This is a genomic window from Microbacterium sp. NPDC089190 (assembly GCF_040701795.1).
Classification (GTDB): domain Bacteria; phylum Actinomycetota; class Actinomycetes; order Actinomycetales; family Microbacteriaceae; genus Microbacterium; species Microbacterium galbum.
In genome coordinates, this window is record NZ_JBFBHF010000002.1 from 665,623 (window position 1) to 680,493 (window position 14,871).

Annotated in this window: 14 protein-coding genes; 7 read left to right on the top strand and 7 right to left on the bottom strand. The window is 71.8% G+C overall.

The window, feature by feature from the left end; translation table 11 throughout:
- The first annotated feature begins 85 nt into the window (after positions 1 to 85).
- Positions 86 to 586, top strand: a complete 501-nt coding sequence (locus AB0230_RS09105; protein WP_315995104.1) for a MarR family transcriptional regulator — start codon at positions 86 to 88, stop codon at positions 584 to 586.
- Positions 587 to 636: 50 nt separating this feature from the next.
- Here the strand turns inward: AB0230_RS09105 and menD are convergent, their stop codons facing one another.
- Entirely contained in the window at positions 637 to 2,418 is a 1,782-nt protein-coding gene (gene menD, locus AB0230_RS09110) for a 2-succinyl-5-enolpyruvyl-6-hydroxy-3-cyclohexene-1-carboxylic-acid synthase (protein ID WP_366375300.1), read from the bottom strand.
- Between the two features lie 7 nt (positions 2,419 to 2,425).
- Complete coding sequence (locus tag AB0230_RS09115) at positions 2,426 to 2,851, bottom strand: PLDc N-terminal domain-containing protein (RefSeq protein WP_366375302.1); 426 nt, start codon at positions 2,849 to 2,851, stop codon at positions 2,426 to 2,428.
- 108 nt (positions 2,852 to 2,959) lie between these two features.
- Here AB0230_RS09115 and AB0230_RS09120 point away from each other — a divergent pair, with 108 nt between their 5' ends.
- Entirely contained in the window at positions 2,960 to 3,286 is a 327-nt protein-coding gene (locus tag AB0230_RS09120; protein ID WP_315995107.1) for a DUF4229 domain-containing protein, read from the top strand.
- Between the two features lie 155 nt (positions 3,287 to 3,441).
- Here AB0230_RS09120 and AB0230_RS09125 read toward each other — a convergent pair whose 3' ends face one another.
- From AB0230_RS09125 to AB0230_RS09135, 3 genes are all read right to left on the bottom strand, one after another.
- Entirely contained in the window at positions 3,442 to 4,413 is a 972-nt protein-coding gene (locus AB0230_RS09125; protein WP_366375304.1) for a 1,4-dihydroxy-2-naphthoate polyprenyltransferase, read from the bottom strand.
- Between the two features lie 82 nt (positions 4,414 to 4,495).
- Positions 4,496 to 5,647 carry an AMP-binding protein gene (locus AB0230_RS09130; protein ID WP_363578278.1) on the bottom strand — a complete coding sequence of 384 codons (1,152 nt, stop codon included), beginning with the start codon at positions 5,645 to 5,647 and terminating at the stop codon, positions 4,496 to 4,498.
- Positions 5,648 to 5,663: 16 nt separating this feature from the next.
- A complete protein-coding gene (locus AB0230_RS09135; RefSeq protein WP_315995110.1) occupies positions 5,664 to 6,566 on the bottom strand; it encodes a 1,4-dihydroxy-2-naphthoyl-CoA synthase in 903 nt (300 codons plus the stop codon).
- Positions 6,567 to 6,629: 63 nt separating this feature from the next.
- On the opposite strand from AB0230_RS09135, the gene AB0230_RS09140 reads away from it, so the two are divergent.
- A complete protein-coding gene (locus AB0230_RS09140; RefSeq protein WP_366375307.1) occupies positions 6,630 to 6,851 on the top strand; it encodes a hypothetical protein in 222 nt (73 codons plus the stop codon).
- Between the two features lie 78 nt (positions 6,852 to 6,929).
- On the opposite strand, the gene AB0230_RS09145 is transcribed toward AB0230_RS09140, so the two are convergent.
- Positions 6,930 to 7,727, bottom strand: a complete 798-nt coding sequence (locus tag AB0230_RS09145) for an LLM class F420-dependent oxidoreductase (protein WP_315995112.1) — start codon at positions 7,725 to 7,727, stop codon at positions 6,930 to 6,932.
- A gap of 94 nt (positions 7,728 to 7,821) precedes the next feature.
- Between AB0230_RS09145 and AB0230_RS09150 the strand changes: the two genes are divergently transcribed.
- A complete protein-coding gene (locus AB0230_RS09150) occupies positions 7,822 to 8,004 on the top strand; it encodes a hypothetical protein (RefSeq protein ID WP_363390802.1) in 183 nt (60 codons plus the stop codon).
- Positions 8,005 to 8,020: 16 nt separating this feature from the next.
- Positions 8,021 to 9,016, top strand: coding sequence for an o-succinylbenzoate synthase (locus AB0230_RS09155; RefSeq protein WP_315995114.1), 996 nt, complete (start codon positions 8,021 to 8,023; stop codon positions 9,014 to 9,016).
- Here the strand turns inward: AB0230_RS09155 and AB0230_RS09160 are convergent.
- Positions 9,003 to 9,629 carry a TetR/AcrR family transcriptional regulator gene (locus tag AB0230_RS09160; RefSeq protein WP_363578275.1) on the bottom strand — a complete coding sequence of 209 codons (627 nt, stop codon included), beginning with the start codon at positions 9,627 to 9,629 and terminating at the stop codon, positions 9,003 to 9,005. The two genes, AB0230_RS09155 and AB0230_RS09160, sit on opposite strands and share 14 nt — an antisense overlap.
- A 117-nt stretch (positions 9,630 to 9,746) precedes the next feature.
- Here AB0230_RS09160 and AB0230_RS09165 point away from each other — a divergent pair, with 117 nt between their 5' ends.
- Entirely contained in the window at positions 9,747 to 12,635 is a 2,889-nt protein-coding gene (locus AB0230_RS09165; RefSeq protein WP_366375310.1) for an MMPL family transporter, read from the top strand.
- Entirely contained in the window at positions 12,632 to 14,716 is a 2,085-nt protein-coding gene (locus AB0230_RS09170; RefSeq protein WP_366375312.1) for a YhgE/Pip domain-containing protein, read from the top strand. The genes AB0230_RS09165 and AB0230_RS09170 overlap by 4 nt, the downstream gene beginning before the upstream one ends.
- The last annotated feature ends 155 nt before the right edge of the window (positions 14,717 to 14,871 follow it).

Consider the following 14,871-nt stretch of genomic DNA (forward strand, 5'->3'; position numbering starts at 1 on the left):
TTCCCCTTCGTCAGATACTTCGTATTCGAAGCAACATGGGAACCCTAGCACTGCTACGAATTCGAAGCAACGCTAAGATGGGGGAATGAGCCGCGACGCATCCACGGTCAGTCCCACGCAGCTGCGCGCCTACCTCGCCTTCACCGAGGTCAGCAACCTCCTGCGACACGCGGTCGAGAAGCAGCTGCGGGATGCCGGCGAGCTGAGCTACGTGCAGTTCCAACTCCTCGCGACCCTGGGGGAAGCGCAGGACGGACGCCTGCGCATGACCGATCTCGCCGATCAGCTGGTGCACAGCCGCAGCGGCCTGACCTACCAGGCGCAGACGCTGGAGCGGCGCGGACTGGTGACACGTTCGCCGTCGCCCGACGACGAACGCAGCGTCGTGGTCGCCCTCACCGCGGCCGGGCGGGACGTGCTCGCCGCCGTGTTCCCCGGCCACATCGACGCGCTGCACCGATTGCTGTTCTCGTCCTTGACGGACGCGGACATCGACGATCTCGCCCGCATCCTCCAGCGCGCGGCCGACCATCTGCGCGCCGATCCGCCCCGCTCAGCCGCGCCGCGGTCGGCGTCGAGCCGCTAAAAGCGCAGAACCCCGACACGAACCGCTGACGGCACGCGCGGTGTCGGATGTCAGCGCGACAGCGGCACCTCGATGAGCTGTCGACCCCCGCTCGGGGCCGTCAGCACCTGATCGAGAGCGACGCGGGTGGTGCAGCGGTGGTACTCCCACCCGAAGGCGAGGGCGAGCTGCTCGAGACGCGCGGTCTGGGGGGTGTACTGCACGCGCGTCATCGCATCGTCGCCGGCGACGGATGCCACCTCGAGGCCGTCGAAGATCGTGCCGCCTCCGTCGTTGCCGACGACGACCTGCAGGCGCGGCTCCTGCTCCCCCGGCGGCAGCAGCAGCGCGCCCATGTCGTGCAGGAAGGCGAGGTCGCCCAGCAGCAGGCGCGTGACGCCCGGTCTCTCGTCGACCTGGCTGGCGAGGGCGACGCCCGTCGCGGTGGCGATCGTGCCGTCGATGCCCGCAAGGCCGCGATTGGAGTGCACGGTCACCTTCTTGCCCCCGAGCAGCTCATCGGCCACGCGGACGATGCGCGACGAGCCGAACACCAGACGGTCGTGCGGCCAGGTGGCCCGCCACAGCGCGTCGACGAGGGCGGCCCGATCCACGGGCGCCCGCATCACGCCGACCTCGGCGTTGATCGCCCCGAGCCGCTCCGACGGGACGACGGATGCCAGCCCCTCGGCGTCGGGAGCGGGCGGCGACAGGTCGACGGCGGCGTCGCGCGAAGCGCGCATCCACTCGCCGAGCCACGCCCGATCGCCGGTGCCCGCCGGTCGCACGGCATCGACCGCGACCGTCGCGCCGTTCAGGTTCACGGGCTCGCCCGGTCCGCGCACCGCGAGGATCTCGACGTCGTCGCGCATGAGCAGCCGGGTCACCTCGCGGCTGAGCGTCGGGCGACCGAACACCACGACGCGCTCGATCCGCCCGCCGAGGTCGGGGTCGCGCAGTAGAGCGCGGTAGCCGTGCACCACGTGGCGGCCGAATCGCGCGCCGCTGACGATCTCGGCGACGAGGGGGAACCCGCCGTCGTGCGCGAACTGCTCGGCGGCGGGACCGGCGTCGGCTCCCGCGACCACGATGGTGCGGAGGCCGGAGGGCACGGGGTGCGCCGCCTCGGTCTCGGGCGCGACGTCGGCGACGCCGATGCCGCCGCCCCCCTGGTACAGCGCGCCGGACACGTCGGGATCTTCGGCGGCGGCGACGACGTCGGATGCGGGGGATGCCGCCCGCGCGGCGAGCCACGACGGGGCGGCGCCGGCGAGGGGCTCGCGGAAGGGCACGTTGAGGTGCACCGGACCGGCGGCACGCGCTCCCTCGCCGAGAGAGGCGGCGAGCGCTTCGGCCGCGACCTGGTCGAGAGCTGCGCTCTGCTCGTCATCCCCGGTGTGGTCGACCGCCTCGGGAACGGCGAGATCCGCCTCGAACCGGGTCGCCGAGCGGAACAGCCCCGGCTGCCGGGTTGTCTGGTTCGCCCCGACCCCGCGCAGCTCCGGCGGGCGGTCGGCGGTCAGCAGCAGCAGCGGCACGCCGGCATGGTGGGCCTCGAGAGCGGCCGGCACGAGGTTGGCCACGGCGGTGCCGGACGTGCAGACGACGACCGCCGGCATCCCGGTCTCTCGACCGATGCCCAGCGCGGTGAAGCCGGCGACGCGTTCGTCGATGCGCACGTGCAACGCGACCAGGCCCGCGCGCTCGAGCTCGGCAGCGACGATGGCGAGAGCCTGCGAGCGCGAGCCGGGGCTGACCACGATGTGCCGCACGCCACGGGAGACGAGACCGGCGAGCAGCGCGGCGGCCGCATCCGTCGAGGGCGCGGCGGACCGATCGTTCGGCGAGGTCACGAGCGGCTCAGCCGACGGTGCCGCGCTGGCCGCGGGTGTCGTCGTCGCCGGGCTTGCCGCCATCGGGAGCGTCACCCGGGTCGGTCGTGCGGGGCGGGCGCGGCGGTTCGTCGGCGTCGGCGTCGAGCTGGGCGAGCTCCTCCTCGAGACGTCGGATGCGCTCGTCCTGCTCGGCGCGCGCCGAGGCGGTCATGCGCCCGAGGAACTCGGGGTCGTCGTCGGGGGCGCGACGTACGACCGTCTGACTCGCCCGGCCACGACCGATGAGGAACCACAGGATGCCGCCGAGCACCGGCAGCAGGATGACGATGGCCATCCACGCCGGCTTGCTGACCCCGCGGTGACGCGAGGGGGGTTGCACAGCGCAGTCGACGATCGTGTAGACCCAGAACAGGACCGCCACGAACGCCAGGATGAGAAGCAGCCGTGCCATGGACCGATTCTACGTGCGTCGGCTGGACGAGGGCCCGGAGCTCCTCCTCATCCCCCACCGTCGAACGACCCGGGAAGGAGGCGAAGGCCGCCGCCGTAGAATGGACGAATGCGCGCACGTTCGGCCCTCGTCTACACGGTGCTGCGATTGCTCGCGTTCCTCGTGCCGCTCGGCGTCCTGCTGCTGTTCCCCGTGTTCCAGGAGCTCCCCTGGCTCGCGGCGATCTTCGCGGCCCTCATCGGCTTCAGCCTCTCGCTGCTGTTCCTCCGCCGCCCCCTCGAGAAGGTCACCGGCGGACTCGCCGAGCGCCGCACGCAGCGCAGCACGACGACAGGACGCCGCTCCGGTGCGGACTCCGACGCCGATGCCGAAGACGCGGTGGTCGACGCCGCACGCGTCGACGTCGACCGCGAGCAACGGCCCGCCGCGGACTGAGCTCCCACCGGCCGACTCGGCCGCACGGGAACCCCCGGCCGGACGCCCGCACCCCTCCCGTCATCCGGTCCGACCGGCGCGCTCGACCGACGGCGGGGCGACGCAGATCACGGCGCCCCTCCGCAAGGGGCGGTCGGACCCCCGCGGGGTCCGGATCAGCCGGCGAACGCCCAGAAGAGCAGCGCGCCGTAGGCGACGGACGTGAAGCTCGTCACCTGCAGCGCCGTGATGAGCTCCCGGGGTGTGCGGTACGTCCACACGATGAGGATCGCGGCCAGGCCGCCGAGCAACGCGATGAGGGTCAGCCAGGCGATCGGGTACACGAACGCCAGGAACACGGCGATCGCGAACGGGACGAGCACGAAGAGCGTGAACAGCACCTGGGTGGGACGCCGGCCGATCAGCACCGACAGCGTGCGCTTTCCGGCGAGGCGGTCCTGATCGATGTCGCGCAGGTTGTTGGCCAGCAGCACGGCGCACGCGAGCAGACCCGCGGCGACCGCGCCGAACCATGCTTCCTGCGGTAGCGCCTGCACCTGCAGCCACGTCGTGCCGAGGGTGGCGACGAGGCCGAAGAACACGAAGACGAAGAGCTCGCCCATCGCGTTGTAGCCGTAGGGGCGCTTGCCCCCCGTGTAGAACCACGCGGCGACGATGCAGACGGCCCCGACCGCGAGCAGCCACCACTGTCCCGTGCGTACGACCAGCGCCAGCCCGATGACGGCGGCGAGCGCGAAGAACGCGAGCGCGACGATCAGCACCGTGCGCGGCTTCGCCTTCCGGCCCCCGGTGAGGCGTCCGGGCCCCACGCGCACGTCGTCGGTCCCCCGGATGCCGTCGGAATAGTCGTTGGCGTAGTTGACGCCGATCTGCAGGGCGAACGCGACCGCCAGACAGGCGAGCGCGATCACCCAGTGGAGCCGCTCGTCGACGAGCGTCGCCGCTCCCGTTCCGATCAACACGGGGGTGATGGCGAGCGGAAGGGTCCGCAGGCGGGCGGCCGCGATCCAGTCGCGCGCCGTGGCCGGGGCGGTGGCCTGCGGCGCACCCGCCTTCGCCTTCTGCGGGTTGCCGCCGGGGCGACGCTTCTTGGCGGGGTGCGAACGCTTGCGAGAGGGTGCTGCCACGGAGGGCAATCCTATGCCCGCCGGTCGTGCCCCTGTCCGCACGTCGTGCCCGTGCCCGTACGATCTCGCCCGCGGGTCGCGCTCATGCCCGCGAGTCGAGCGCGACCGCGGCGCGCAGCGCCGCTCGGTCGGGCTTTCCCGACGACAGCGTCGGGAGCTCGGCGATCGAGACGACCCGCGCCGGACGCGCCGGTGCCCCCATCGACGAACCCACCACCGCGCGGATGCGCTCGAGGACCGCGGCCTCCGCGGCCGGTGGGATGCCCGGGACCACGACGGCGGACCCCTGTCCCCACTCGGCATCCGGGATCGGGACGACCACCGCCTCCTCGAGCCCCGCGATGGCTCGCACCGCCGCCTCCACCCGGTCGAGGGAGACGTTCACCCCGCCCGAGACGACGACGTTGTCGATCCGACCGGTCACGCTCAGCACGCCGTCGACGATCTCGCCCCCGTCGCCCGTGCGGTACCAGCGGGTGCCGTCGGCGCCGACGGGAAAGACGGATGCCGTGCGCTCGGGGTCACCGAGATAGCCCTCCGCGAGCGTGGGTCCCGACAGGAGCACCTCACCGTCGACGACCGTCATCCCGACCCCATCGAGCGGCACGCCGTCGTAGACGCAGCCCCCGCTCGTCTCGCTCGAGCCGTAGGTGCGCACGATCCGGGCGCCGAGGGCCTCCGCACGCGCCGCCACCGACGGCGCGAGGGCCTGACCGCCGATGAGGATCGCCTCGAACGAGCGCAGCGCCTCGGCCACCGTCGGATCGGCGTCCGCGGCATCCACCAACCGCTGCAGCTGCGCGGGGACGAGGGAGGTGTAGGTCGGCACGCGGGCGCCGTTGTCGTGCGACGCCATTCCGCGCGCCGCCGCGGCGAACGGCTCGGGGCGGAAGGGCCCCGCGACGACCGCGGGCTCGCGATCGGCCAGCAGGGCGCGCACGAGAACCTGCACGCCCGCGACGTAGGTCGCCGGCACGGCCAGCAGCCACGCCCCCTCCCCGATGCGCGCCGCGGTCGCGTACGCGCTCGCGATGAGGGCGTTCCGGCTGATCACGACCGACTTCGGCACACCGGTCGAGCCCGAGGTCGTCACGACGACGGCGGTTCCGGGTGGCACGTCGTCGGGCAGCGCACCGCCGCCCAGGGCGACGGCGGGACCTGCTCCGACGACGGCCGCCCTCAGCGCTCGCAGCACATCGCGCGGATCCGTGGATGCCGGCGGCTCGAGCCTCACGGGCGGGTCCGAGCCATCAGTAGTGCCACGGCACGTCGGACCAGTCGGGCTCGCGCTTCTCGAGGAAGGAGTCGCGCCCCTCGACGGCCTCGTCGGTGCCGTACGCGAGACGGGTCGCCTCTCCGGCGAACAGCTGCTGGCCGACGAGCCCGTCGTCGACGGCGTTGAAGGCGTACTTGAGCATGCGGATCGCGGTGGGCGACTTCGTCAGGATCGTGCGGGCCATCGACAGCGCTTCGCGTTCGAGATCGGCGTGCGCGACGACTCGGTTGACCGCGCCCATCTCGTACGCCCGCTCGGCGGAGTACTCCTCGGCGAGGAAGAAGATCTCCCGCGCGAACTTCTGACCGATCTGGCGCGCGAAATAGGCGGAGCCGTACCCCGCGTCGAACGAGCCGACATCGGCATCCGTCTGCTTGAACCGACCGTGCTCGCGGCTGGCGATGGACAGGTCGCAGACGACGTTGAGCGAGTGGCCGCCACCGGCCGCCCACCCCGGGACGACGGCGATGACGACCTTCGGCATGAACCGGATGAGGCGCTGGACCTCGAGGATGTGCAGACGACCGGCGCGGCCCGGGTCGTGCACGACATGCTCTTCGTGCGAGTACTTGTAGCCGTCGCGCCCCCGGATGCGCTGGTCGCCCCCGGAGCAGAACGCCCACCCGCCGTCTTTCTGGCTCGGGCCGTTGCCCGTCAGCAGGACGACGCCGATCCGGTGGTCCTGCCGCGCGATGTCGAGGGCGCGGTACAACTCGTCGACGGTGTGCGGACGGAAGGCGTTGCGCACCTCCGGGCGGTCGAACGCGATGCGCGCGACGCGGCCATCGTGGGTGACGTGGGCGGTGATGTCGGTGTACCCCTCGGCGCCGGGCGCCAGGGTCCATTCCGCGGGGTCGAAGAGCTCGGAGACGGTCACGGTTTCAGCCTACGCGCGGGCGCCCCGCACGGACCGGCGGGCGCCCACCTGTGGACGGACCCCGTGAAGCGCCGTAGCCTGGGCAACCCGACGATCGGAGTCAGCATGACGAAGAAGGTGTCGATTCTGGGCCGCATCCGCGAATACTTCCTGGGTGCCCCCTCACACGACCAGTCCGAGGATGCACGGCGCTCGATGAACCATCAGAGCGAGACGGCGTACTACGCCGGCGAGGCCGTGAAGAACGGGACGGGCACGTCCGGCGGAGCACAGTTCAAGCCGTGAACGACGACAGCGGCGCCCCGATCGAATCGGGGCGCCGCTGACGTCGTGGGGCGCCCTCAGCGATCGGGGCGCCCGCGCTCACGCGTTCTTCGCGTCGCGCCAGCGCAACCAGCGCTCGACGAGGGAGTAGTCCCATTCGGGACCCGAGAAGCCGAGCGTGAACAGGCGGGTTCCCGCGTCGAAGAGCGCGTCGGCGACGTCCTCGTCGCGGTCCTTGAGCTCGTTCGAGACGACGAGGTCGGACAGGTCGCGCTGCTCGGTCTCGGCCCACTTCTGAATGACGTCGAACTTGTGGGGCAGTTCGTCGGGCGTGACGAAGCTGTGCCAGATCTGGGCATGACGGGCGACCATGCGGAGGGTCTTCTGCTCGCCCTTGCCGCCGATCATGACGGGGATCTCGCGGGTGGGTGCGGGGTTGAGCTTGCCCCATCGGTCGGCGATGCGGTCGAGGTCGCTCGCGAGAGCGTTGAGACGCGAGCCCGCGGTGCCGAACTCGTATCCGTACTCGTCGTAGTCGCGCTGGAACCATCCGGAACCCGTGCCGAAGATGAAGCGACCGGTGTCGCCCCCCTTCTTGCTGATGTGGTCGACGGTGCGGGCCATGTCGGCCTGCAGGTCGGCGTTGCGGTAGCTGTTGCAGTTGACGAGAGCGCCGAACTCGACGCGCTCGGTCTGCTCGGCCCACGCGGCTAGCATCGTCCACGCCTCGAAGTGCTCGCCGTCGGGATCGCCGTAGAGCGGGAAGAAGTGGTCCCAGTTGAACAGGACGTCGACGCCCATCTCCTCGAGACGGAGGACGGCGTCGCGGATGTCGGAGTACTGCACGTGCTGCGGCTGGATCTGGACGCCGAGCCGGACGGGGGTGTCGAAGAGCATGGCGTCAGCCTATGCCCGCTGCCGGGCGCCGAGACGGGTGGACCTCGCGGGCGACCGCACGTAGCGTGGAGGGTTCACGACGATCGGAGTCATCATGACGAAGAAGGTGTCGATCCTCGCGCGGATGCGCGACTACCTGTTCGGCCCGCGACGCACGCGGGCGGAATTCGAGGGGGCGATGGAGTCGCTCGACCACCAGCGCAACCTGTCAGCGTCGTACAGTGACGAACGGCAGAAATTCCTCCCCGGCGGGCCCCCTGCTCCGAACCACCGCTGAGCACCATGATGAGGGCATGAGCACCGTCGCCCTCCCCCCGCTCGCCGACATCCTCGCCACCGCGCGGGTGGTGTCGCTTCCCCTCGCCGCCCGTTTCCGCGGCATCCTCACGCGCGAAGCGCTCGTGTTCGAGGGACCGGAGGGATGGACGGAGTTCTCGCCCTTCGTGGAGTACGACGACACCGAGGCCGCGACCTGGCTCGCCGCCGCCGTCGACTACGGGTGGGCGGCCTCCCCCGCCCCGGTCCGCGACGGCGTCGGAGTGAACGCGACGATGCCCGCGGTCGCGGCATCCGAGGTCGCCGGGCTCCTCGCCCGATACGACGGATGCCGGACGGTCAAGGTGAAGGTGGCCGAGGCCGGGCAGACCCTCGCCGACGACGTCGCGCGGGTCCGCGCGGTGCGCGAGAGCATGGGCCCGGAGGGGCGTGTGCGCATCGACGCCAACGCGGCGTGGAACGTCGACGAGGCGGAACGGGCCGTGCACGCCCTGGCCGAGTTCGACCTGGAATACGTCGAACAGCCGTGCGCCGAGATCGAGGAGCTCGCGCAGCTGCGGGAACGCATCGCCTACCTCGACATCCCGATCGCCGCCGATGAAAGCGTCCGCAAGGCGGCGGACCCGCTCCGCGTCGCGCGCAGCGGCGCGGCCGATCTGCTCGTCATCAAGGCGCAGCCCCTCGGCGGTGTCCACGCGGCACGCGAGATCGTGCGGCAGGCGGGACTCCCCGTCGTCGTCTCCAGCGCGCTCGACACCTCGATCGGGCTGTCGATGGGCGCCGCCCTCGCGGCATCGCTGCCCGCGCTCCCCTACGACTGCGGGCTGGGCACAGCCTCGCTGTTCGCCGCCGACGTGGTGGCATCCCCCCTTGTGGCCCGTGGCGGGGTGCTCTCCCTCGAGCGCCCGCGCCCCACCGGCCTCGACCTCGACCGCGTGGCCGCCGACGACGAACGGCGCGACTGGTGGGTGGCGCGCCTCGGCCGCTGCCACGACCTGCTCACTCGAGGATGAGGCCGACCACCTGTGACAGGCGATCCGCCAGACCGGACCGCGACTCCGACGGCGCCTGACGAGTGAGCAACGCCGTCTCGGACGTCGAAATCCACACCGACAGCAGAAGATCGGTGGCCACGTCCGCAGGAACGCGGAGCGAGAGTCCCCGCGCGGCGGCGATGTCACGGACGAGCTGGGTGACGCTCTCCCCCAGGCCCTGGTTGAGAGCCAGGTAGGCCTCGGCGAAACCCGGGTTGCGCAGCGCCTGAAGGCGCGTTTCGGCCCCGAGGAGGACGTCCAGCCGGTCCTCGCCGGTGGCCTCGAGCACCTCCTGGACGAGCTGCAGCACGTCGCCGGCGTCTTCGAGGCCGCGACTCTCGATCGATGTGACGCGCGCGCGCACCGCCGCGATCGTCGTCTCCGCCGATCGCGCGCACAGGGCCAGGAAGAGCTCCTCCTTCGACCCGAAGTTGGAGTAGAACGCGCCGCGGGTGAAGCCGGCACGCTCGCAGATGGCCTCGACCGACGCTCCGTCGATGCCGACCTCGGCGAACATCTCGGCTGCGGCATCCATGAGACGGACGCGTGTGTTCTCGCGGCGGCGCGTCGTCGCGGGCGCGGAATCGGTCATCCGAGGCCTCCTGTTCTCGGGTGACATCCAGGTTCGACAGCACCCCCGAGGGTCTAGGATACATTGTTGTATCCGATACGGTGATGTATCGACCCGTTCACCGATCTGGGAGTCACCGTGTCGACATTCCTGTACACCCTCGGGCGTTGGTCGTTCCGTCACCCGTGGCGCGTTCTCACGGCCTGGCTGCTCGTGCTCGTGCTCGCCGGCGGAGGTGTCGCGCTGTTCGCGAAGGGCACCGACAACACCTTCACGATCCCTGGCACGGAGTCGCAGGCGGGCCTCGAGATGCTCGGGCGCACGTTCCCCCAGGTGAGCGGCGCCAGCGCCGAGATCATCGTGGTCTCCGCCGACGGGGCGAAGGTCACCGACCCGGCGTATCAAGACGCCGTGCAGAAGACGTCGACCGACATCGGCGACCTCGATTTCGTCGAAGCCGTGACCGACCCCTACGACACCCGCATCTCGGGCGGCATCTCCGACGACGAACGCGCCGCCATCGTCCGCATCCAGTTCTCCGGCGAGGCCACCGAGGTGCCGCAGGCCACCGAAGACGGGCTCCGCGAGGCCGCGACGGCTCTGGGCGAGGCACTTCCCCCCGGTTCGCAATCCGTTCTCGGTGGGCAGCTGTTCGCCACCGAGATCCCCGGCGCCTCGCTCACCGAAGCCCTCGGCGTGCTCATCGCCGCGCTCGTGCTGATGGTGACGTTCCGCTCGTTCCTGGTGGCCGGGATGCCGCTGGCCACCGCCATCCTGGGCGTCGCCCTCTCGATCGCCCTCATCTTCATCGCGACCGGCTTCGCGACCGTGTCGTCGACGACCCCGCTGCTGGCGGTGATGTTGGGCCTGGCGGTCGGCATCGACTACGCGCTCTTCATCGTGTCTCGACATCAAGACCAGACGAGAGCGGGCATGGACCCCGAGGAGTCCACGGCCCGCGCGGTCGGCACCGCGGGTTCGGCCGTGGTGTTCGCCGGCATCACGGTGCTCATCGCCCTCATCGGGCTGAGCTTCGCCGGCATCCCGTTCCTGACGACCATGGGGATCGCCGCCTCCGTCGCCGTCGCGATCGCGGTGTGCGTCGGGCTGACGCTCACGCCGGCCTTCCTCGGCTTCGCCGGTCACCGTGTCGTCGGGTGGGGATACAAGCGCCCGAAGAAGCGCTCGCGCACCGCCACCGCCGAAGACGACACGGCCGCCGCCGAAGAGGCCGCCGCCGAGAGCGTGCGACGCGCCACCACCGCGGCCATCAAAGCCGAGCGGAACGGCCCCGCCAAGCGCTGGGTCGGCCTGGTGACCCGGCATCCGGTGGTCACCACCGTCGCGGTGATCGGGCTGCTCGGCGTCACCGCCGTTCCCGCCGCGTCGCTGGCCCTGACCCTGCCGAACGCCGGCCAACTGCCCGAGGGCGACGAGGCGCGCGTCGCCTACGAGCTGACCGACGAGTACTTCGGACCGGGAGCGAACGGGCCGCTCATCATGACCGGCACGATCGTGACCTCGAACGATCCCCTCACCCTCATGACCGACATCGGCGACGAGATCGCCAAGATCCCCGGGGTCGCCGAAGTGGCCCTGGCCACCCCCAACGAGACCGCCGACACCGGCATCGTGCAGATCGTCCCCGAGACCGCACCCGACGACCCCCGCACCGCCGACCTCGTGCGCGAGCTGCGGGCTCAGGAGGATCGCCTCTACGACGAGTTCGGCGTGCGCCTGCTCGTCACCGGCTACACCGCGGTGACGATCGACATCTCCGACCAGCTCGGAGCCGCGCTCCTGCCCTTCGGCCTCTTCGTCGTCGGACTCTCCCTCGTGCTGCTGATGATCGTGTTCCGCTCGATCTGGGTTCCGCTCACCGCTGCGGGCGGATATCTGCTGTCGGTCGCCGCCTCGTTCGGCGTGGTCGCCGCGGTGTTCGAGTGGGGCTGGTTCGCCGATGCGCTGCATGTCGCGAAGGTCGGGCCCATCATCAGCTTCATGCCGATCGTCGTGATGGGCGTGCTCTTCGGCCTCGCCATGGACTACCAGGTCTTCCTCGTCTCGCGCATGCGCGAGGACTACGTCCACGCGAAGCGCGAGGGGCGCACACCCCGCGAGGTGGCACTCGGCGCGGTGCGCAGCGGCTTCGCGGCATCCGCCCGTGTCGTCGTGGCGGCCGCGGTCATCATGTTCGCCGTGTTCGTCGCGTTCGTGCCCGAGGGCGACTCGAGTCTCAAGCCCATCGCTCTGGGGCTCGCGGTCGGCGTGGCCGTCGACGCGTTCCTCGTACGCATGACCCTCGTCCCGGCGATCCTCGCGCTGCTGGGCGCGAAGGCCTGGTGGATGCCGCGCTGGCTCGACCGCATCCTGCCCAAGCTCGACGTCGAGGGCGAGGCCGTCGAGCGCGAGGTGCACCTCGCCGAGTGGCCCTCCGAGCCCGCGCTGGCGATCGCCGCCGACGACCTGCGCACCAGCGTCGCCTCCGAGACCGCGGAGCCGGTCTTCCGCGACGTGTCGATGCGACTGGGGTACGGCGGCACCCTGCTCGTGACGGGAGAGAGCCGCACCACGCGCGCACTTCTCCTCGCCCTCGCCGGTCGCCTGTCGAAGATCGAGGGGAAGCTGCGCGTCGACGGGCTCCTGGTGCCCGAACGCGCCGGTGCCGTGCGGGCCCGCGTCGGTGTCGCCCTCCTCGACGACCCCTCGACGGCGGAGGCGGACGTGGCCCAGGCCGTCGCCCGCGGCACACGCATCGTCGTCGTCTGCGACATCGACCGCCTCGACGACGACGCCCGCGATGACGTCGCACACGTGCTCCGCCGCGCGGCCGTCGAGGCCCGCGAGCGGTCGGGCGACGCGTCGTCACCCTTCACGCTCGTCGTCTCTGCCCGCGACGAGCGCCGTGCCCTCGCCCTGCTGTCCGAGGCGCACCGCCCCGACGTGACCTCCCTCCCGTTGCCCACGCCGCGACGGCACCGCTCCGAACCCGAAACCTTCGCCGATCTCTCCGAGGTGTTCGCATGACTCTCCCCGTCGAGCGCTCCCGCTCGCGCCGCCCCGTCACGTGGTTGACGCTCATCGGCGTGCTCCTGCTGCCCGCCGTGATCGGCGGCATCCTGGTGGGCGCGCTGTACAACCCCACCGACCGACTCGAGAACATCACGGCCGCGATCGTCAACGACGACAAGGCCGTCGAGCTGAACGGCCAGCTGGTCCCCCTCGGTCGGCAGCTCACCGGCGGCCTCGTGAAGGGCGCCGACGATCAGCCGAGCAACATCGACTGGGTCATCTCGAACGACGAGGATGCCGCGGCCGGTCTCGCCGACGGCACCTACACCGCCGTCGTCACGATCCCCGAGAACTTCACCGCCGCCTCGTTGTCGACGCGCCCCGGCGAGACGCCGGTCAAGGCGACCATCGGCGTGCAGACCGCTCCCGACGCGCGCGTCGTCGACGGAGCGATCACCTCCGCGCTCGCAACGACCGCCACGAGCGTCTACGGGGGCGAGCTGTCCTCTCAGTACCTGAAGAACGTCTTCCTCGGCTTCACGACGCTGAGCGACCAGCTCGGTTCCGCGGCGAGCGGCGCCCATCAGCTGGCCGACGGGGCATCGCAGGCCGCGTCCGGCGCGGGTGATCTGCGCGACGGCCTGGGACAGCTCTCGAACGGAGCCTCGAGCCTCGCCGATGGGGCGTCGCAGCTCGCGGCCGGCGCGGGTCCGCTCGCCGACGGCGCGACGCAGTTGGCATCGGGCTCGGCGGCGCTCGCGAACGGGACGCGGGATGCCGCGGCGGGAGTGAGCAAGCTCGCGACCGGTGCCGACGGCATCGCGGCCGGCAATCAGCAGCTCGCGACGCAGATCAACGGTCTCGCCGACCAGATCCCGCCGGGTTTCGCCGACGACGCGCAGAAGCTCGCCGATGCCGCCCCGCAGGTCAACAAGGCTCTCGTCGACGCGAACGCCGCCCTGCAGAAGGCGGCGGCGGAGTGCACGGGGACCCCGGAGCAGTGCCAGGCGCTGCGCGATGCGGCAGCCGCCGCCGCGGCCTCCCTCGACCGGGCCACCGACACCGTCACGCAGATCGGCGACCTCGCCGGTCAGGCGGCGCAGCTGCCCACGGGCATCCGTGCGATCGCCGACGCCAACCAGCAGCTCGCCGACGGCGCGACCGGCCTCGCCGGTGGCGCCCGCGAGGCGGCCTCCGGACTCGGCACGCTCGCCGGCGGCATGGACGGCATCGCCGGGGGCGCGACGAAACTGGCCGACGGCGCGACGCAGTTCGGCACCGGAGCCGCGGCCCTCGGCTCGGGCGCCGCGCAGCTGGCATCCGGAGCCTCCGGCGCCGAAGACGGCGCCGGCCAGCTCGCCGACGGCGTGCAGCAGGTCGCGACGGGAACATCCTCCCTCGCCGATGGGCTCGACACCGCCGTCGCGCAGTTGCCGACGTACACCGACACCCAGGCGACCACCCTCGCCGACGTCGTCGCCGACCCGGTCTCGGCCACGGGCGCAGACAATTCGTTGTTCGGCCTCGCCGCGGTGCCCCTGTTGGCCATGGCCGTGCTGTGGTTCGGCGGACTCGCCTCGTTCGTCGCATTCCAGGCGGTGTCGGCGCGTGCTCTCACCAGCCGTCGCCCGTCCGCGCTGGTCGCGCTGCGCGGCTTCGCCCCCGCTGCGCTCGTCGGCGCCGTGCAGGGCCTGCTGGTCGCCTCCGTCGTCCAGATCGCCTCGAAGTACGACTGGGGCGACTGGGCCCTCTTCGCCCTCGTGTGCATCGCGGCCGGCATCGCCTTCGCCGCCGTCCACCAGGCCCTCGTGGCGGTGTTCGGCGGAGCGGGCCGATGGATCGCGGCGGTGATCGGCGCCCTGGCCCTGGCCGCGAGCATCGTGTCGACCGTGCCGCCCGCGCTGGCCGCCGTGGCATCCCTGCTGCCGACCGCCCCCGCCTACGACGCGATGCTCGGCGCCCTGTCGTCGGCCGGCGGAGTCGGGGCGGGTATCGCCGGGTTCGTGGTCTGGGCCGTGCTGTCGCTCATCGCCACGACACTGATCGTGGTGCGCCGCCGCACCACCTCCACCCGCGCCGCCGCCCAGCCCGCGTAAGCGCGCGGGTGCCCGACGCGCCCTCTCCTGTCGAGTGTCCAAGACACGCCGCCCCTGGCCGCGAGAGACGGCGTTTCTTGGACACTCGAGGGCGGTCCGGGGAGTGCACCACTCCTTCACAGCGGGGGGTATCCACAGCAGAGCGGGGGCCGGGC